The sequence below is a fragment of the Virgibacillus flavescens genome (assembly GCF_050574275.1).
Classification (GTDB): domain Bacteria; phylum Bacillota; class Bacilli; order Bacillales; family Amphibacillaceae; genus Virgibacillus_F; species Virgibacillus_F flavescens.
In genome coordinates this window covers 927,218-946,288 of the sequence record NZ_CP192260.1, presented here as the reverse complement: position 1 = coordinate 946,288, position 19,071 = coordinate 927,218, and the positions used below count along the sequence as shown (strand labels likewise).

Below are 19,071 nucleotides of genomic sequence, written 5' to 3'. Positions count from 1 at the left end.
ACAGCTCCAAGTGGTGTCGGTTTTTAAATTATTCCTTTGGCATTCCTGGTGGATAATAATATGGCGGGATTTTTAACCATCCTCTTTTTCTCAACAGGACTTTTGTTGTAGCTCCAAATGCTATCAATTCCGCGTTAAACCCTGTCCATAACAAACCTAAATCCGATCGAATGGATTGTGAATTACCTACTGCACACTCCACAGCAACGGTAGCTGTTTTTAAAGAAATACCATTCGCAATTTCGTCATCCGTTAACTTAGCACCTAGTGGGATTTCGTTTGGCTCTGATGATGGCTTCGTATCACCGCTTGAAGGAATTGGAACGCCTTCATTCAGTAAAAAATCATTCATTCTTTTTACTTGGCTTTCACATAGTTTTTTAGCATCTACCAGCAATTCCCTAACTTCTTTGTCAGTAGTTGTATTAAGACCTATTTCTTCATACGTTATCGCCTGTGTCAGCACAGTTAAATAGGTCCAGCAGCTCATTACTTCACCTACATGCAAAGGAGCTTTAGGCTCATCGTCCACTAACGTTTTTAATGTATTCCAGACTGCTTCAAAAGGATTAACCACCTTTTCACCTCCTAATCACTATTAGCATCCACAAAGTTTTTAATTTTATCCTAAGTTACAGGTGTTGGATTTCACATAAGATCGACAGTGAATTAAATTCTTCTTAACAGTAAGAAAGGTTTCCAGCATTACTCTGGAAACCTTTTCCCGCTACATATTCTTCCGATGCACCCGCTTCCCGTCATACGAGTACAACACCATTTTGTCTTCCACAAACGTTTCCATATGGACGATGCGCCCCCACAACTGATAAATATACGGGAGAACACTTTCTAGATAAGGGAGGTTCAGCTCCGTCCCCTCATAACTATGGGTCAAATAAAGCTCACCGTTTCGCATGTAGTCCCCATCTGTAACACTGATAAATGGAAAGCCACCATTCACGCGCATGGAAATCAGCTGATCTCGTACATCTTCATAATCTTTAGTGGTAATTTTGTAATCACGGCCCTGCTTTTCAAACAGATACATATCTTCCTGCTGGACAAGCTCTTTTGTTAAGTAGTTTCGAATGAATGAAATATCTGATTCAATTTCGCGAACTTCAAAGATTTTTTCCCTGCCTGAGTTTGGTTTGATTCCAAGCTCAAGCATTTCTTTATTTGGGTTGTTGTAGCGTTCCTCAATATCTTCAAAGATTTTAAGCCCAAGATAATAGGGATTGATCTGTTGTTTGGACGGCTGCACTACATTTGCATTTAATGATGCAAATTCGATTGCTTCATCGGTTGTCAGGTCCATTTCCCGCAAAATCCGCTGATGCCAGTAGGAAGCCCAGCCTTCGTTCATGATTTTCGTCTCAAGCTGTGGCCAGAAATACTGCATCTCCTCGCGCATCATCGTTAAAATATCACGCTGCCAGTCTTCCAGTTCGCGGCTGTTCTCCTCCACAAATAAAAGGATGTCTTTTTCTGGATGCAGTGGAAATTTCCTTCTTTGTTTTGTAGTGGGTTTATCTTCCATCTGCTTCTTATCCATGCCCCATAAATCATCATACTCAGTGACTGGCCGCTTATTTACCTTATTATCATCCGCTTCCACATCGTTAACATTCAATTTCGGCCGGACAATCGATGGATCGATATGCTCCTGAATGGAAAGCACAGCGTCCAGGAATCGCTCCACCTCATCTTTGCCATGCAGCATCTCGTAATCAGCTATACGCTCAGCTGTCGCCGTCATGCTTTCCACCATATCGCGGCGCGTATTGGAAAATCGTACGTTATTTTTGAAAAAATCACAGTGAGCCAGTACATGCGCGATAATTAATTTATTTTGAATCAGGCTGTTCGTATCAAGCAAAAACGCATAACAAGGATCTGAATTAATCACCAGCTCGTATATCTGGCTCAAACCAAGGTCGTACTGCAGTTTCATTTTATGATACTGCTTGCCAAAGCTCCAATGAGTAAAACGCGTCGGCATGCCATATGCTCCAAATGTATAAATAATATCAGCTGGACAAATTTCGTACCGCATTGGGTAAAAATCCAGTCCAAACTCAGTCGCAATCTCCGTTATCTCCTCAATTGCCTGCTGGAGTGCCTTTACTTCATTCACTATCATCCCTCCAAATTCCCTTTCTATAGTCTATGAAACAACCGAGGAATATTGAACGAAATATTAGGAAAAGTTGATTGGTTTGTTTGTGATTGGGTTCGGGTGGATCGGCATGTCGGCGGGTGAGTGCGGTAGCGGGAGGTGCGGCGGGTTCCGGAAATCCTGATATATTCGCTGAATTCCTGATAAATGCGGGAAAACCCTGGTATATACCTGGCCATCCTGATAAAACCCAGAAAATCCCGATAAACGCTGAGAAATCCTGATATACCGGCGACACGTGGTCTGGGCGGGCGTCCAGCCAACACCAAAATGGCACCTGAGCATCAGGTGCCATTCACATTTATAGTTAAACCGGTGTGCCTGCTTCTTTTCGGAAAAAGCTTTTCAGTGCATGGTACACGTCACTTTTTTCTTTCATAATATAGTGTCGGAACTTTGGATTATCCATGTTGGAAAATGCATTCATTAAGGTGGTATGCCTGCTTCGTTCGTTTACTTCTCCATAGCCGAACATGTTGGAAACACCCATGATCTCCTGAACGAGTTTGCGGCACCTTACGTTATCGGAGGAGATATTGTCTCCATCCGAAATATGAAATGGATATATATTAAAACGGGTTGGATTATATTTTTCATCTATTAATTCGAGTGCTTTTAGATAGGCGGATGAACAGATAGTTCCACCGCTTTCTCCTTTTGAAAAAAACGCTTCTTCGGTAACAACTTTTGCCTCTGTGTGGTGGGCAATAAATTCGATTTCCACTGTTTCGTATTTGGATCGCAGAAACTTTGTCATCCAGAAAAAGAAGCTTCTGGACATGTATTTCTCAAAATTACCCATCGATCCACTTGTGTCCATCATGGCAAGGACTACTGCTTTTGATTCTGGTTTTGCTGTATTGTTCCACGTTTTGAATCGCAGGTCATCGTTGTGAATAGGAATAATACCCGCTTTTCCATCACGTGCGTTTCGTTTGATTGCAGTAAGGATGGTTCGCTTTTTATCCACATTGCCCATGAGACCTTTTTTGCGGACATCGTTAAATTCAACTTTCTCATTTATTATCTCTGCCTGCTCTTTTTGCTTTAGATTTGGCAGCTCAAGCTCTTTGAATAATGCACTTTCTAATTCGGCAAGTGAGACTTCGGCTTCATAATAATCTTCACCGGGCTTATCGCCCGCTTGCTGTCCTTTTCCTGCTCCGCTTTTCCCATCACCCTGTTCAGCCGATTCACGAGCAATGACATCGCCAACTTGACTATCTCCTTCTCCTTGACCTACATGCTTCGACTTATCATAGTTGTAACGAATTTTATATTCATCCAGCGAACGAATCGGTATTCGGATAATATCCCTGCCATTAGACAAAATTATTCTTTCCTCACTAACAAGATCCGGCAAGTTATTTTTAATAGCATCTTTCACTTTATCCATATGACGCTGCTGATCTTGCAAGCCTTTCCGATGGAGGGACCAGTTTTCCTTGGAGACGACAAAATTTCCCTTACCTACTTCTTCCATCGATTCCTCTCCTATCTCTGCTTTTTTTAGCTTATGCATTTACAGACAGCTTGTTGCCACTTTTGGGGTAAAAAAATAACAAGACCAAGTATAGATGCGTCTTGTTATTTTTCCATATGCTATCAGTTACCGATTTAACAAACTTCCCACATACTGTAATAGCTCGTTGGCAGAAATTGAGTTATAACCATACTCATCTATTAATCTGGCAATTACTTCGTTGACCTTTTTGAGCTGCGACTCATCCGGTGTTTTGGATGATGTAGTTATTTTCACGACGTCCTTCAGATCGGCAAACAGTTTCTTTTGGATTGCTTCACGCAGGCGTTCATGTGATGTGTAATCAAATCGTTTTCCTTTTCGTGCATAGGCAGAGATGCGAATGAGAATCTCCTCACGAAACGCCTTTTTGGCATTCTCTGAAATACCAATTTGTTCTTCAATCGAACGCATCAGCTTTTCATCCGGATTCATCTCTTCGCCGGTTAACGGATCGCGAAGTCTGTTTTTATTACAATATGCTTCAACGTTATCCAGGTAGTTATTCATTAATGTTTTCGCAGATTCTTCATACGAGTAGACAAATGCTTTCTGTACTTCTTTTTTAGCAATTTCGTCGAATTCCCGTCGAGCAACTGCAATATAATTCTTGTAATCTTCCCGGTCATCATCCGAAATGGATGCGTGCTGATCAAGTCCATTTTTCAAGGAACGCAATACATCCAGCGCGTTTATCGCAGGTACTTCTTTGCGAATAATCGTTGAGGATATCCGGTTAATCACGTAACGCGGATCGATCCCGCCCATTCCCTCGTCGGCGTATTCGTTTTGCAGCTCTTCCACGTCAACCTGATTAAATCCTTCCACGCTCTCTCCGTCATAAAGGCGCATTTTCTTTACAAGGTCTACACCCTGCTTTTTCGATGCCTTCAACCTCGTTAATATGGAAAAGATCGCAGCAACCCGCAGTGCATGTGGCGCTATATGGACGTGCGCCATATCACTTTCCTTTATCATTTTTTCATAAATGCGTTCTTCCTGACTCACCCGCAGGTTATATGGAATTGGCATAACGATAATTCTCGAATGCAGTGCTTCGTTCTTTTTATTCGCTATAAACGACCGGTATTCCGCTTCATTTGTATGCGCGATAATTAATTCATCCGCACTGATCAAGGCAAACCTTCCCGCTTTGAAATTTCCTTCCTGTGTCAGCGACAATAAGTGCCAAAGGAATTTTTCATCACACTTCAAGATTTCCTGGAATTCCATCATACCCCGGTTCGCTTTATTCAACTCACCGTCAAAGCGATAAGCACGAGGATCTGATTCAGAACCATACTCGGCTATCGTTGAAAAATCAATGCTTCCCGTTAAATCAGCAATATCCTGTGACTTCGGATCGGACGGACTGAATGTTCCAATTCCTACACGTTTATCCTCCGAGAAAAAAATCCTTTCCACTACTACATCTTCTATACGTCCACCGTACTCCTGCTCCAGGCGCATCGTATTCAATGGAGATAAACTACCTTCAATCCGAATCCCATATTCCTTGAAGAAATCATCCCGCAAATGGCTTGGAATGAAATGGAGTGGATCCTCATGCATCGGACAGCCTTGTATAGCATAGACCGCGCCTTCGTCCGTTCTAGAATATTGTTCAAGCCCGCGCTTCAGCATCGTCACAAGTGTTGATTTACCGCCACTAACTGGACCCATAAGTAATAATATCCGCTTTCTTACATCCAGTCGCTTAGCAGCCGGGTGAAAGTATTCTTCGACCAATCGCTCAATTGCATCTTCAAGACCAAATATTTCTTCCCCAAAAAACTGGTACATTTTCTTCCCGTTTCGTTCTGTTAATCCTGAGCTTTTAATCATATTATAAACGCGAGAATGTGCTGTCTGGGCAACTTCCGGTCTTTGCTTTACGATCTCGAGATACTCTTCAAATGTTCCTTCCCATTTTAGCCGTCTTTCTTCTTCCCTGTAACTTTTTACTTTATTTAAAATATCCATTAATATTCCCTCCATCTATGTCAGGGTTTATATATCGTATGCATGGGCTCTCGTCATGATACCGACAAGTTTAATGAAAGAATAAGTTGGACAGGAATTCACGTGTATGGTCGTTCGGGACTAACCTTTGATACGCTTGACTTAAAAGAAAATAGACGTTTGCCATAAGACTTAAAAATAATAACAAAAATTAATAGTTGCAGACTAAAGTCGCGCGGGATGTGGGTGGAATCGATCGTGGTAGCGCCTAATTCGCGCGATGCGTGGGTGAAATCGCGCATAGCACCACCTGATTCGCGCATGGCGTCGGTGGAATCGCGCAGCACCGCCCCAAATTCGCGCGCCACATGGTGATGCGTGATACCCTGCCGGGTGCGAGCGTTCTCATCATGATACCGCGCGACTCTCGACCAGACGTGCGCGATATCATGCCGAACATGCGCGATTCACCGTGTGAACAATACATTAAAAGGAACCCGAGCAGTTATTCTGCCCGGGTTCCTTTATGAACTTCATATGCTTCAATAAATTTTTGTGGTGATTTTTTTACGGTATAGGAGAAAAGTCCTCCTGTTGTGTGTATATAAAGCAGACCGCCTTCACGCCCGAACGTCCGGTAAGATATATCCAGCACTTCGGGTAAGGTAAAGACATGGTGCTTCGTAGTTATTCTGTCATCATATAACAGTATGTTGCGTTCTTCTTCCACGTTATATTGTTCGATACTGTTAACTTCTCTTTCAACCTTATAATATGGCTGTATAGCGATCGTATCCATAAAATCCTCCAAACATCCGATTACAGGTTCTCAAAAAATATCTTGATGACGTCGGCACCGCCGATAAACGTACCTAGTGAACTGCCCAAGTTTGCTAATACGACAACTAGAAGGATGCGCGATACTTTGTTATGCCAGAATCCTTTCAAGGTCGAAACATCATCCGAGAGGTTTTCAAAATCTCTCACATTAGGCCGAACAAAATATGCCTGCACAAATCCTGCGAACCATCCAGCAGCTGTAATGGGATCAAGTGATGTGATTGGCGCGGCTATAAACGCAGTCAGAATAGCAATTGGATGCCCAAGTGCGAGTGCTACCCCGATAGCTGACAGCGCTCCGTTCCATAGTACCCACGTGACCGTTTGCTCCAGTGCAGCAGAAGGATCAGAGATAAATGTATAGGCAACAACGGAAATAAGAAAAATTGGAATGAACCAACCAATCAATTTCGGGATCTTGGATTTTTTCGGAACTTCGGAAAGCTTGTCCAAGTCGTGTTCCTTATAGATTTCTTCTTTAATGCCGGGAACATGCGCAGCTCCAAGCACAGCAACAATTTTATTCCCGGGGGCGTCTTTAATTTTCTGTGATAAATATTGATCCCGTTCATCAATTAATGGCTTTTTTAGTTTGGGAAAATGCGTTGTCATATCGTCCAGCATGGAATCAAGCATATCCTGAGACTTCATTTTTTCAAGGTCCTCTTCTGATATCGTTTCCTTTGTAAATATACTGCCAACCACCTGCATAAGCAAAATGAATTTCCCTTTTAATCCAACCCCGCGCCAGATACGAGAAAAGGTTGTTTGAATATTTCTATCCGCAAGTACCAGTTCAGCGTTAATTTCTTTAGCTGACTCGATACCCTGAATCATTTCCTGGCCAGCATTAATGCCGAACTGCTTAGCCATCCGCTTTTGAAAAGAAGATATGGTTAAATTCATAAGAAGCAGTGTCGCTTTCTTTTCTTTAATGACTTTGAAAATATCCATGTCGCGCCATTTGTTCCCGTCTACAATCGACTGGTAACGCTGTTCGTCCAGTTCTAAACAAACAGAATCAGGCTGTTCCGCTTCGATAACTTCTTTCACCTGTTCAGCACTTCGCTTCGAAACATGCGCCGTTCCTATTAGAACAATTTCCTTGCCATCTATATGTAATCTCGTTATATTATCATTTTCTTCAGACATAAACTACCTTCCCTTTTTCTGAGCCTTAGCTTTTATTATACTAAAGACCACGTGGAATACACCAATATTTTATTTACACAGCATCTCTACTAGCCACTCGGTACACTGGAAGGTTTGGTTCCACTCGGGGTCCTCGTCGTCAATACTCCAGCAAACCGACAGTGTCGACATAGCGATTGCTGCTTTTAGCAATCGTACGCAATCCAATTCCAGTTCTTCACAAAAAAATTCAATCCGATACGCTAGCAAAGCCTTTGGGTTTTCCTTATCCAGCAGATGGTTAAATAAAAAAGAAATAAGATCAAAATAACGATCCCCGCCTACACCTTTTGGATCAATTGCCATCCACCCGTGCTGATTCGAATATAATATATTTTCATGATGCAAGTCCCCGTGCAGCAGTTCAGGCTCTGACGTGGCGATCAGTTCCGCAAAAAAATCCCGCGCCATTTTAATACGATCCACTGCAACCGGACCATCATCATCCTTGAATTTCTGCTGATAACGATCTAGTGCGGCAGACCAGTCAGCAATCATTGGAACAGAACAATCTTTCGGAAGCGGACGACGAATAGCCTTCCAGACTTTTATGTAATGCTGCAGAACGAGCGACTCATCCTCAACTTCCGAGAGCATTTGTCCCGGCATAAGAAGTTCAAGCAGCATGGCTCCTTGTTCGGCATCTGCTTTTATTAATCTGGCACAGCCTTCACCGTCGTAAAGCTGAATGGTTTTCACTTCATTCTGAAAGTCGTTACCAGGAACACCAAGTTTCAATATATACAGGGTTTCCTCTCTATCTTTCACCTGTACTACATAATTATAGGAAAGGTTAGACACTGGTGCAATCAGCCGCAGGTTCCATTCTTTAAGATATCGTTGAACGGTTTTCTCAAGTGTGCCTAACCACTCCACGCCTTGATCACCAAAAGCTCCGATTATTTTGGCACGAAATGAACTTGGAATTTGCATAGTTTTAAACCCCTCGTTAATTAAATCTTATTCATATCTGTAAATTAGAAACCGTTCAAATGGATCACAATCAGCATCTGGCAGCTTGATCTCCTTTTCCAGTTCGAAGGATGTATTATTCTCAAGGAAATAAATATAGTCATCAGAAGGATAATATAAAATCAAGTCGATCTGACGTGCTTCTTGTTCAACGGAACGCAGTATTTTATTGATGACATTGATAAAAATCTCTTTTGAGAATGGGTTAAAAAAATAGAAACGATTATCATCTGGTTTAATTTTATATTCTTCTGCTAAACAGCAATGGAACTCAATCTTATCTTTCTTTTTCTTATTGTAACTAGTCTTATTTTGGATGGCAATCTGGTAAAACGTCTCATTCATTTCGATTCCCGCTACCGATGCCTGATAAAAATAGTGGATGTAGAAATTTAATCGTCCTTTTCCGCTTCCGAAATCGACGACTCTGTCACTGCTTTTTAGTTCATATTCGTTGAATAAGATTTCTAATGCGCTATATTGGGTAGGCTCGTATGGGAAATAATGAAAGGATGTATGCGATTCATTCTGGGAGCCGCCTGTATTTATGTTCAGTAATTTATCAAAATAGTATTCTTTCATTGTTTATCCTTCCAATCCTGAAAAAGAGACTGTGGTATTCATTTTAGGGATCTTCAGCTCGCGCTGTTCCCGCTGGAGTCTTCGTATATTCGATGCTGCTAAGTTAAAGCGAAATATTAAATTTATAAAATCTATCACTTTTTCAGTAACTTCCTCTTACTTCCCTCGAAGATGCTTGGTTAAAGGTGAAATGATAAATTCTTAAAATCCACCATTTCTTTCAGTGATCGCATTGTATGTCTAATAGAATATGCTAGACTATACGTTTTTCCAGACGGTTTGGTATTTTTTCTTATATTTTGGATCTTCTTCTTTGGCGATTAATTCCAGTGCTTTTTCTTTTATTGATGGATCCATAACTTCATCATACATCGTTTTTATGCCCTGAATAATATCGTATCGAATCAGGGTGTAATTTTTTTCGTCAATCGATTCAATATAACGTTCTTCAAATCCTTTCATAACCAGCTCCTGGTATACAGGACTGACAATGCCAACTTTCCATAATGCCTGGAGCGTATGTCTTGCTGTAACAAAACGCTCATCCTTCGTCACGGTTAAAATCCTAGGGAAATCACGTAACATTCTTTGTTCAGGATCGCTTTTGGCAAGATTGCATAGAAGCTGCGTTGCAATTGCGCGTCGATGGTTATCAGAATGTGTTAAGTCACTCATTAAGTCGTCCCATGCTTCATAGGCCCAGTCTACTCGGCTGTTCGTAGTAGCCTGTAATTTAATAAAGCCTTCGTACCGAAGTTCTCTGTCACCTGATTGAATGTTTTGAAGTGCACTTAAGCTTGGCTTGTCCATCTGAATAACCCCTTTATTATTGACTCGTATATTGACAACTTAATTTCATGGTGCCGACTATCTCTTCCCACAACTATAATGTAACCGGAAGCAATTTAAAACAAATAAGCAATATATTTCGGCCATAACATCCACAGGTTCGGATTTTCTCAAAAAAATGGCCCTCTATTATAGAGAGCCACCTTCTAAAATTGATTGTTTTGATTATCCGATGTTGTAGTGGTATTTGTTTCCCATCCCTGCGTTGCTCCACCATTTGTTTGCTGGTTATCCTGGTTATTCGCCATGTTTTGTATTGGCTTCATAAACTGTTGTGTCTGTGAGTTATTCATAGCGTTTGAAACTGCCTGAGGCATACGCTTAAAAGTTCCATTTTGAACACCTTTGGTAATACCGTAAATTGCAGCTCCAGTTGCACCTATTGTAAGCATAGACGTCATCATGCCTTTGCGGTTATTCATAACATAATCAGCCTCCTTCTCTATTCTTTTACATACACACGTAGTTTTTTCAAATCGATAAGAATTATTCGCTTAGCGTACGATTGTTTAACCCGGTAAAAATCCCCAACCGGTCATTTCTTACTTTTTTTTGGGTCCTTTTTAACGTAGTGATGTATTATCAATGGCGTTACTTAGCTTATCGTTCTCGCTTTGAATTTATCGATTGCGAGATTCAACTTATCACGCTCGAAAAAACTTTTTTCCATGTCGATAAAAAAAATATCGATCCCGAGACGAAATTTATCGATCTCCAACTCGATCCCTATAAAATAGCCCACAAAAATACCACAATGATAATCATTGTGGCAGGATGGACAGTTATAGTTTCTTAACGAATTTTGATTTCAGCTGCATATCTCCGAGTCCATCAATTTTACAATCAATATCGTGGTCTCCATCAATTAATCGGATATTTTTAACTTTTGTTCCACGCTTTACCACGGAAGAAGACCCTTTTATTTTTAAATCTTTGATTACAGTTACAGCATCGCCGTTTTGCAGCACATGTCCGTTCGAGTCCTTGATTACCGTTTCTTCTTCCTTGTTCTCATTTTCCGCTTCCAGTGTCCATTCATGTGCACATTCCGGGCACACCAAAAGAAGTCCATCTTCATATGTATATGCAGAATTACATTTAGAACAGTTTGGTAAATCAGCCATCGTTCATTTCCTCCGTTCACTCTTTTGATCCTTTTTATACTACCACATTCCCCTGTATAAACAAGCTTCGATTATGATACAATTATGGTATTACATAGCGGATAAACGGACCAAAATCCCCTTGAAGGAGCCGAGACATTTGAACATAAAATTAAACCCTGAAATTATTGAAAAAATGTGTGGCGCCGTCTCCTTCAAAAGAGGGGATTCTTTTTATCGAAGCAATAAAGTGACAGTTGAGGAATACAGTCAGGAATATTGCAGCGCAACTGTTAAAGGAAAAGAAGACTTCCAGGTCGCCATTGAAGTAACTTCTGACGGAGCATTCAACACATCGTGCAGTTGTCCATCGCTGCCTTCCTTCAAACAGAACTGTCAGCATATTGCAGCGGTATTAATAACCATTTGGAATAAGCAGCGACAGGAATTAAATACAAATAGCAAAAATGAAATGTCGAACGGGTTATTCACGCTTTTTCAGGATAATCCAAAGCGGCCAACTGCCCATCAGCTTCATTTCGAAAACAGACAAGTACTCGATGCAGTATTTACATGTTTTCCTGTTTCGATTGGTGAAGGACGGCACTTATTCGGAATCCAGTTAGACCTGGAAGGGATAACGGTACTAAACATCCGCGATTTTTTGAAACACGCGCAAGAAGTTTTACCTATCGCGCTTTCCGATTCATTTACCTACAACCCTGATTTGCATTGCTTTTTAAATGAAACAGATGCAGTTATCCAGAAACTTATCCACATCGTATTTGATGAAGAAATATATAACGATTCTGAACATAAAAAAGGACCAGCAGAAAACGACCAAACATTAGTCCTCCCACCATCCTATCTGGATCAGACCTTGTCTATCCTAAAACACGCCCCTTCTGTAAAAATCCGGCAGGAGGGGGAAAACTATGACGGACTTCATCTTTCAGAGGAAGCGCTACCGTTGAATTTTAAATTCGAAGAAACAGCTGACAAAGGCTTTCAGCTTACGATCGATGGATTCAATCAGATCGTTCGGATGGAGGCTTCTCCGTTTGTGCTGACTGACGGCAAATTTATTCAATTAAAGAAGGAAGACGAACGCCGTCTGAATGAACTTGCTAAAATGATAGCTGCTACAGGAAAAAATCAACTTCCCATTTCGCAGGATCAGGTTGGCTTATTTTTGGAGAAAGTAGTTCCGAGCCTAAAACGACTTGGCACCGTCACCCTTTCTGAGTCAATATCCGATCAGAAAAGTAAGAATCCGCTGTTGGCAAAGCTGTATTTGGACAGGGTAAACAACCGATTGCTAGCTGGACTTGAATTTCATTACGGGAATACGATGATCAATCCACTAGAAAGTCACGCGCCACAAGGAGGAACGGTTCTTTTCAGGGATACGGAAAAAGAGGAGACGATTCTGAAGTTAATGGAATCACTTGCACAGACGGAAGGCGGTTATTTCCTCCATAATGAAGAATTGGAGTATGATTTCCTGCACCATATTGTGCCGAAACTGCACGAGTTAACGCGCGTTTATGCGACAACCGCAGTTCGCAACCGAATTTTTAAGAGTAATTCCTTTCCACGCATTCGTGTCAGTTTTAAAAAAGAACGGACCAATTGGCTTGAATTTAAATTTGAAATGGATGGTATTCCTGAAAAAGAAATACCTGAACTGCTGGAAGCTATTGAGGAAAAAAGAAAATATTTCCGAGTTGGGAATGGCGCCCTCTTCTCTTTAGAAACGAGAGAGATTGAAGAAATCAACCGTTTCATGCATGCGTTACCAGTTCAGCACAATGACCTGGAAAAAGGTTTGGATGTACCGATTGTCCGAGGTCTACAGCTTCTCGATTCAACAGCGGACGGCAATTTATTTAACATCGAGGAATCGTTTCGCCAGTTTCTTGAGGAAATCCGCAACCCCGACAAACTTGAATTTCCGGTCCCTGCTGATCTGGAACCGGTACTGCGGGGTTATCAAAAGCAAGGCTATACATGGATGAAAAAGCTTGCGAGCTATGGGTTCGGCGGAATTCTCGCGGATGATATGGGACTCGGAAAAACACTGCAGAGCATAACATTCATGCTGTCTGAACTTCCGGCAATTCGTGAAACGAAGCAATCTGTCCTCATTGTTTGTCCATCTTCTGTAACATACAACTGGCTTAGCGAAATAATTAAATTTGCGCCTGAGCTAAAAGCAGTTGTCGCTGATGGAAACAAAGCTGACCGCATAGCTATTCTGAATCATTTAAAGGATAAGGACGTTGTCATCACCTCGTACCCATTAGTACGAACCGATATAAAATGGTACGAGAAGCAAAGATTTCACACCGTGTTTTTTGACGAAGCACAAGCATTTAAGAACCCTGGTACACAAACTGCCAGATCAGTGAAAAAGATACAGGCGACTAATCGTTTCGCACTTACTGGCACACCTGTTGAGAATTCAACAGAGGAACTCTGGTCGATTTTCCATGTGGTATTTCCGGAGCTGTTTCAAGGATTGAAAGCCTACAGCAATCTTACAAAGAAACAAATTTCAAGAAGAATACATCCATTTTTGCTTCGAAGGCTGAAAGAAGATGTGCTGACGGAGCTTCCTAATAAAATAGAGTCGCTGGATTCTGTTGAGTTACTTCCAGCACAAAAGAAACTGTACGCAGCATATCTTGCAAAATTGCGCCATGATACATTCAAACACTTGGACAAGCAGACCTTGAAGAAAAATCGTATAAAAATACTGGCTGGACTGACAAGGTTGCGGCAAATATGCTGCCATCCTTCCTTATTTGTAGACGGCTATAAAGGAAGTTCTGCAAAATTCATAAAGCTGATGCAGATTATCGAAGAGGCGCGGACGGCTGGCCGCAGAGTATTAATTTTCTCTCAGTTTACGAAAATGCTTGAGATTATCGGAAAAGATCTGACAGCTCAAGGTCAAAATTTTTTCTACCTTGATGGTGAAACACCTGCAAAAGAACGGGTTGCCCGCTGCAATCGATTTAACGAAGGCGAACGAAATATCTTCCTGATTTCATTAAAAGCAGGTGGAACTGGCTTGAATTTAACCGGCGCCGACACCGTTATCCTATACGACCTCTGGTGGAATCCAGCAGTTGAAGAACAAGCAGCTGACCGAGCACATCGCATCGGCCAGACCAACACCGTTCATGTCATAAAACTTGTAACACGCGGTACGATTGAAGGAAAAATGAATGAACTCCAGGAACGAAAAAAAGATCTAGTCGACGAAATCATCGGCAGCAAAGGAAACGCAACCTCCCTTACCGATGAAGATATTAAAGAGATATTAATGATATAATTTGGAAGTTCGTCAATTGAAGAACTTCCTTTTTATCCTTTAGTTACGTGTAAAATAAGATTTGGTTGAAGTTTTATCTGCCATTATGCCAGTTTATCGACCCGACACTTGACTCATGGAATCTTTTTAATTTTGTTCCAGTCTCTATGCCTACATATAATAATGATAACAAGTCACGGCCTCTACCTGTTTGAACCCTTCCTGGATATATAGTGTCTTCGCCCATTCATTCTCAGCATTTACGGACAGAATAGTTCGCTTATAACCCTTTTCTTTCGCTAAATTCAGCGCTGCCCTGAGCATCATTCGTCCGAGCCCCTTGCCTTGATATTCAGGCGTTATGGCAATCGGACCAATATCCATGATCGGTTGACCTTCATACTCATCATCTGAACTCTTGATTACACCAACAGGTTTATCCTCATGAAAGAGAATCATTGCGCCTTCTTCGATTTGATCTTCTGCCGTCATCATTTTCCGAACCATTTCCGGCGTTTGCGGTGTTTCACTTCCTTTCAGCGTAGCAAAACTGGCATTCCGAACCTTACACCATGCATCCTCGTCGTGTCCCAATCGAAATACCTTCATTTCGTAATCATCCGGCAAGTTGTACGCCGGCACCTCTAAATCCTCCCGCAGAAGCAGAAATGCATAGCGATCCAACGTGAACGCCAACTGTTTAATGGCATGGTCCAGCTCTTCATTTACTACTGGCACAAAAATGTATATTTTTTCCAACCCTTTTGTGTGTTTTAAAATAGCTTTCATCAGTACGTCATAATACTGCTGATGATTGACTTCCGAATGAAATATACGAAACCGTGCCTTTCTCCCCCGTCGAGCATAATCATCGATTATCAGGGAAGCTGCTGCAACGACTTCACCCTGTTTATTTCGAATGATATAGGTAGGATTTTCCTCGTTTGGGACAAAGTTTCGCAAATCATCATCGTATAAAAAGGAATCGTCTAACTCCAATTTGTGTTTTTTAGCATATTTAATAAACTCTTCTGTAGAACCGATATGTAATTGTTCGACCTTCACAGCTAGTTCTCTCCCTTTTAGTAAACTTGTCTCATCGTCAGAGCCTTAGTTGCACTTATCAGTAAGAAAGGATTTATACTTTCCTACATGCAAAAAATATCTATATAATTAGAATAGAATTTGTTTTCCAGTAATGCAAGATTGCAGGTGGTCAAATTTCATAACGAATAGGTGGAGGGCTTGCGGAGTTTACCCCTTTCATGAAAGAATAGTAGTTATACAAATACTGGAAATACATAGATAAAGGAAGTTTTAAAAAATGAAAAATACACTATCTCGCAATAATGTTACCGTGTTCGGTGAAGGGAAACAAACACTCATATTTGGACACGGATTTGGTGGAGATCAAAGTATGTTTAAACAGCTTACACCAGCATTTGAAAACAATTTTCGAATAATTTTATTTGACCATGTCGGATCAGGGGCATCTGACCGAAATTCATTCGACGAAGAAAAGTACCAGACTCTTCATGGCTATGCGCAAGATTTATTAGAAATCTGTGAAACGCTTGAAGTTGAGAATGCAGTATTTATTGGGCATTCTGTCAGCGCTATGATTGGCGTTCTTGCCTCAATTCAAAATCCGGATTATTTTGAACGAATGGTTATGATCGGTCCGTCACCTCATTACTTAAATGACGCCGAATATAAAGGTGGATTTGAGGAGACAGATATTACCGATTTACTCCAGATGATGGAAATGAACTACGTAGGTTGGGCAAGCCATATTGCACCTATTGCAATGAGTAACCCGGATCGCCCTGAACTTGCCGAAAACCTTGAAAAGAGTTTTCGTTCAAATGACCCTGCAATTACACAGAAATTTTTACAAGCAACACTTTTATCTGATCACCGGAATGATTTAGCTGATGTTACCATTCCATCTTTAATTATTCAGTGTTCAGATGACAGTTTTGTTCCTGCAGGAGTTGGGGAGTATTTGCAGCAAAACCTGAAAAACAGCCAACTTGCAGTGATGGACGTAAAAGGGCATTATCCACACATTAGCCACCCGGACGAAACCATTGCTATTATAAAAAAATATTTATCAAATTCTTAATGCACTAAATCCAGCGAAAGGACTGTTTCAAATGGAATATCGTTTGGATTATGCGCCATGCGGTTACATCACATTAACCAATCAAGGAACTATTCAAGCAGCCAACCAGACTTTCTTGCGCATGCTGGATTATTCGCTAGACGACATGGTAGGACAGCATATCGAACACACAATGTCCAATGCAAATAAGTTTCTTTTTCACTCTTATTTGTATCCTGCCTTGCAATCAAACGGATTTGTGAATGAGTTGTATTTAACATTAACAACGAAGGCAAACGAGAAAGTTCCAGTTTTGCTAAATGCCAGGCAGTTTACTGAAAACGGAAAAGAAATCATTGATTGCATTATTGTACCTATGAAAAAAAGAATTGATTACGAAAATGAAATACGGACCATCCATAATAAATTAGAAATTGCCTATAAACAAAAAAATGAAACACTGGCAAAATTGGAAGTGCTGAATAAAGAAAATGAAGAAAAGCAGCAACAGCTTTCGGAACTGAATTTAGAGTTGGACAAACTAGCTTCACTGGATTCCTTAACACAGCTCAAGAATCGCAGAATTTTCCTTGATACACTCGATGAACAAGTTCAATTATTTAATAATCATGCTATTTCTTTTTCACTTTTAATAATAGACATCGATTATTTCAAAAAAGTAAATGATACGTGGGGACACCTGGTTGGTGATCAAATATTAATCAACCTATCACACATAATGGAAAATGTTGGACGTAAAAATGACATCCTTGCACGGTATGGCGGGGAAGAATTCGTTATTCTTTTGCCTGAAACAGAAGAGAAAACAGCTATTTCCTATGCAGAGACGCTGCGTTCCAACGTAGAGCAGGCAAAATGGGGCGAATTCAGTATAACAATTAGTATTGGCGTATCCACATTTAATGTAAACGATACGCAGCATACGATCTTGGCAAAAGCTGACTTTGCACTATACGACTCCAAAAATAAAGGAAGAAATCGAACCACACATTCAAGTTCCCTTAATAACCAGTTGTTCGAAAATAATTAGATATATGCGTAAGAACCAATATAAAAAAGGACCCTATGGATTACACTATAAACAGTGTTAATCCATAGGGTCCTTTTCTATCAACCTGCAACTTTTTGTTTTTTTAATACCTTTTTATTGCGAACCGTTACAAATGAACTAATTCTTGAATCAATCAGGTTACGAATTATAGGTGTTTTTGCTTCGGTAAATCTGGAAAAGCAATAGGCAATAATGCAAATAAGAACAACTAGTACTAATTCCACTCCGATGGATACTATTCCCGGCTCTAAACCCTTGTAACCATTAGATTCAACCCAACGGTACACCGCATTTATAATCGGGTAATGTATTAGATATAAACTGAATGAAAATCCAGCAATTAACCTCGAAAACCTCCCGAACCGTCTAAGTTCCCTTTTTTTAAACCTAATAGATGTATAATGCAACAATGCATATATGAAAAATCCGAAAGTAATTGCTACAAAAAAATCCACAAAAAATAAATCTTCTGTCCATCCGTTGGTGAAGAGTCTGCCGGTCATTACAAGCGGTCTAACAGGAATAGCAATAAATAACAGCAAAAGAGCTATGATTGGAACAACACCTCTCTTAAAAATATTTAACTTTGGTAATAGAAGGACGGATGTTCCAATCAGCCATATTAAAAAATACAAATTCATACGAGTTCCGATTGCGGAAACAATGAGCAGAGTTATCCCTAAGTAAATAAACGTTGAGGCTTTTCCTTTTCTGAAAAACAATAAAAGCAACAACGGAAACAACATATAGTACCAGAACTCATAATTCAGACTCCATAATGGAGCATTTGAACCATAAACCCCAACGAATATATTTTGAAGAAAAAGCAGATTTCCGAGAAACGCCATCAAATTAGCAGAAGCTTGTTCATACATTTGATATTCAAAGAATTTTACAGCAATACTGTCTAAAATTAGTGTAAGTAATAAAGCAGGAATTAACACCACAAATAGCCTGGAAAAGCGATTTGTCAAATATGATCTCCATGTCCATCTATTTCCAAAAATTGCTTTCAGTACTGATCTTGAGATAAATAAGCCACTAAGAACGAAAAAAATGATTACAGCTGGCCCTCCTAACATATTTAGTAAGTAGAGAACCTTGGTAAAAATATCAGGATTTTGCACATTACCATAACCCACAAACAACCGGGAACTTAAATGTTCCATTACTACTAAAATAGCAGATATACCACGAATGAAATCCAGATATACAGACACATTACCTTCTAACAACTGATTTGCTTTAGAAAAATTCGAGTACAGTTTCTTCCCCATCCCTTGCCTTCCCCCTAAACGATTTCTCTTCAAATTTTTGTTCTTTATTGTATACTAACATGTTCTTAATAGAGAATATAGTAATTTTTTGAGAATGGA

Annotated in this window: 17 protein-coding genes; 3 read left to right on the top strand and 14 right to left on the bottom strand. The window is 40.4% G+C overall.

Translation table 11 applies throughout. The features are described 5' to 3' along the window. Nucleotides 1-28: 28 nt before the first annotated feature. The 12 genes from VBD025_RS04750 to VBD025_RS04695 all read right to left on the bottom strand — a co-directional run bounded on the left by VBD025_RS04750 (nt 29) and on the right by VBD025_RS04695 (nt 11,221). Nucleotides 29-577, bottom strand: a complete 549-nt coding sequence (locus VBD025_RS04750) for a DUF3231 family protein (protein ID WP_430789782.1) — start codon at nt 575-577, stop codon at nt 29-31. A 150-nt stretch (nt 578-727) separates the two neighbouring features. Further along, complete coding sequence (locus tag VBD025_RS04745; protein ID WP_430789780.1) at nt 728-2,143, bottom strand: SpoVR family protein; 1,416 nt, start codon at nt 2,141-2,143, stop codon at nt 728-730. Between the two features lie 343 nt (nt 2,144-2,486). Then, entirely contained in the window at nt 2,487-3,662 is a 1,176-nt protein-coding gene (yhbH, locus tag VBD025_RS04740) for a sporulation protein YhbH (RefSeq protein WP_430789778.1), read from the bottom strand. A 126-nt stretch (nt 3,663-3,788) separates the two neighbouring features. After that, nucleotides 3,789-5,684 carry a PrkA family serine protein kinase gene (locus VBD025_RS04735; RefSeq protein WP_430789776.1) on the bottom strand — a complete coding sequence of 632 codons (1,896 nt, stop codon included), beginning with the start codon at nt 5,682-5,684 and terminating at the stop codon, nt 3,789-3,791. A gap of 98 nt (nt 5,685-5,782) precedes the next feature. After that, a complete protein-coding gene (locus VBD025_RS04730) occupies nt 5,783-6,031 on the bottom strand; it encodes a hypothetical protein (RefSeq protein ID WP_430789774.1) in 249 nt (82 codons plus the stop codon). Between the two features lie 137 nt (nt 6,032-6,168). Beyond that, nucleotides 6,169-6,462, bottom strand: a complete 294-nt coding sequence (locus VBD025_RS04725) for a hypothetical protein (RefSeq protein ID WP_430789772.1) — start codon at nt 6,460-6,462, stop codon at nt 6,169-6,171. A gap of 20 nt (nt 6,463-6,482) precedes the next feature. Continuing rightward, nucleotides 6,483-7,655 (bottom strand): TraB/GumN family protein, encoded by a 1,173-nt coding sequence (locus VBD025_RS04720; RefSeq protein ID WP_430789770.1) that lies wholly within the window; start codon nt 7,653-7,655, stop codon nt 6,483-6,485. A gap of 69 nt (nt 7,656-7,724) precedes the next feature. Continuing rightward, nucleotides 7,725-8,627 (bottom strand): aminoglycoside phosphotransferase family protein, encoded by a 903-nt coding sequence (locus VBD025_RS04715; RefSeq protein WP_430789768.1) that lies wholly within the window; start codon nt 8,625-8,627, stop codon nt 7,725-7,727. 27 nt (nt 8,628-8,654) lie between these two features. Continuing rightward, nucleotides 8,655-9,248, bottom strand: coding sequence for an SAM-dependent methyltransferase (locus VBD025_RS04710; RefSeq protein WP_430789766.1), 594 nt, complete (start codon nt 9,246-9,248; stop codon nt 8,655-8,657). 258 nt (nt 9,249-9,506) lie between these two features. After that, complete coding sequence (locus VBD025_RS04705) at nt 9,507-10,058, bottom strand: hypothetical protein (protein ID WP_430789764.1); 552 nt, start codon at nt 10,056-10,058, stop codon at nt 9,507-9,509. 185 nt (nt 10,059-10,243) lie between these two features. After that, complete coding sequence (locus VBD025_RS04700; protein ID WP_430789762.1) at nt 10,244-10,519, bottom strand: hypothetical protein; 276 nt, start codon at nt 10,517-10,519, stop codon at nt 10,244-10,246. A 360-nt stretch (nt 10,520-10,879) separates the two neighbouring features. Beyond that, nucleotides 10,880-11,221, bottom strand: coding sequence for a zinc ribbon domain-containing protein YjdM (locus VBD025_RS04695; protein WP_430789760.1), 342 nt, complete (start codon nt 11,219-11,221; stop codon nt 10,880-10,882). 139 nt (nt 11,222-11,360) lie between these two features. Between VBD025_RS04695 and VBD025_RS04690 the strand changes: the two genes are divergently transcribed. Further along, nucleotides 11,361-14,540 carry an SNF2 helicase associated domain-containing protein gene (locus tag VBD025_RS04690; RefSeq protein ID WP_430789758.1) on the top strand — a complete coding sequence of 1,060 codons (3,180 nt, stop codon included), beginning with the start codon at nt 11,361-11,363 and terminating at the stop codon, nt 14,538-14,540. A 150-nt stretch (nt 14,541-14,690) separates the two neighbouring features. Here the strand turns inward: VBD025_RS04690 and VBD025_RS04685 are convergent, their stop codons facing one another. Continuing rightward, nucleotides 14,691-15,584 carry a GNAT family N-acetyltransferase gene (locus VBD025_RS04685; protein WP_430789756.1) on the bottom strand — a complete coding sequence of 298 codons (894 nt, stop codon included), beginning with the start codon at nt 15,582-15,584 and terminating at the stop codon, nt 14,691-14,693. A 259-nt stretch (nt 15,585-15,843) separates the two neighbouring features. Between VBD025_RS04685 and VBD025_RS04680 the strand changes: the two genes are divergently transcribed. Further along, nucleotides 15,844-16,644, top strand: a complete 801-nt coding sequence (locus VBD025_RS04680) for an alpha/beta fold hydrolase (protein ID WP_430789754.1) — start codon at nt 15,844-15,846, stop codon at nt 16,642-16,644. A gap of 31 nt (nt 16,645-16,675) precedes the next feature. After that, nucleotides 16,676-17,674 (top strand): diguanylate cyclase, encoded by a 999-nt coding sequence (locus VBD025_RS04675; RefSeq protein WP_430789752.1) that lies wholly within the window; start codon nt 16,676-16,678, stop codon nt 17,672-17,674. 80 nt (nt 17,675-17,754) lie between these two features. Here the strand turns inward: VBD025_RS04675 and VBD025_RS04670 are convergent, their stop codons facing one another. Beyond that, nucleotides 17,755-18,972 carry an acyltransferase family protein gene (locus VBD025_RS04670; RefSeq protein ID WP_430789750.1) on the bottom strand — a complete coding sequence of 406 codons (1,218 nt, stop codon included), beginning with the start codon at nt 18,970-18,972 and terminating at the stop codon, nt 17,755-17,757. Nucleotides 18,973-19,071: the final 99 nt, after the last annotated feature.

Bases quoted from the DNA above. Each gene is read 5' to 3' on its own strand.
- VBD025_RS04710 (WP_430789766.1), bottom strand. From the start codon at position 9,248: ATGAAAGAATACTATTTTGATAAATTACTGAACATAAATACAGGCGGC.
- VBD025_RS04680 (WP_430789754.1), top strand. From the start codon at position 15,844: ATGAAAAATACACTATCTCGCAATAATGTTACCGTGTTCGGTGAAGGG.
- VBD025_RS04745 (WP_430789780.1), bottom strand. From the start codon at position 2,143: ATGATAGTGAATGAAGTAAAGGCACTCCAGCAGGCAATTGAGGAGATA.
- VBD025_RS04720 (WP_430789770.1), bottom strand. From the start codon at position 7,655: ATGTCTGAAGAAAATGATAATATAACGAGATTACATATAGATGGCAAG.
- VBD025_RS04700 (WP_430789762.1), bottom strand. From the start codon at position 10,519: ATGAATAACCGCAAAGGCATGATGACGTCTATGCTTACAATAGGTGCA.
- VBD025_RS04735 (WP_430789776.1), bottom strand. From the start codon at position 5,684: ATGGATATTTTAAATAAAGTAAAAAGTTACAGGGAAGAAGAAAGACGG.
- VBD025_RS04675 (WP_430789752.1), top strand. From the start codon at position 16,676: ATGGAATATCGTTTGGATTATGCGCCATGCGGTTACATCACATTAACC.
- VBD025_RS04695 (WP_430789760.1), bottom strand. From the start codon at position 11,221: ATGGCTGATTTACCAAACTGTTCTAAATGTAATTCTGCATATACATAT.
- VBD025_RS04715 (WP_430789768.1), bottom strand. From the start codon at position 8,627: ATGCAAATTCCAAGTTCATTTCGTGCCAAAATAATCGGAGCTTTTGGT.
- VBD025_RS04705 (WP_430789764.1), bottom strand. From the start codon at position 10,058: ATGGACAAGCCAAGCTTAAGTGCACTTCAAAACATTCAATCAGGTGAC.
- yhbH (WP_430789778.1), bottom strand. From the start codon at position 3,662: ATGGAAGAAGTAGGTAAGGGAAATTTTGTCGTCTCCAAGGAAAACTGG.
- VBD025_RS04725 (WP_430789772.1), bottom strand. From the start codon at position 6,462: ATGGATACGATCGCTATACAGCCATATTATAAGGTTGAAAGAGAAGTT.
- VBD025_RS04670 (WP_430789750.1), bottom strand. From the start codon at position 18,972: ATGGGGAAGAAACTGTACTCGAATTTTTCTAAAGCAAATCAGTTGTTA.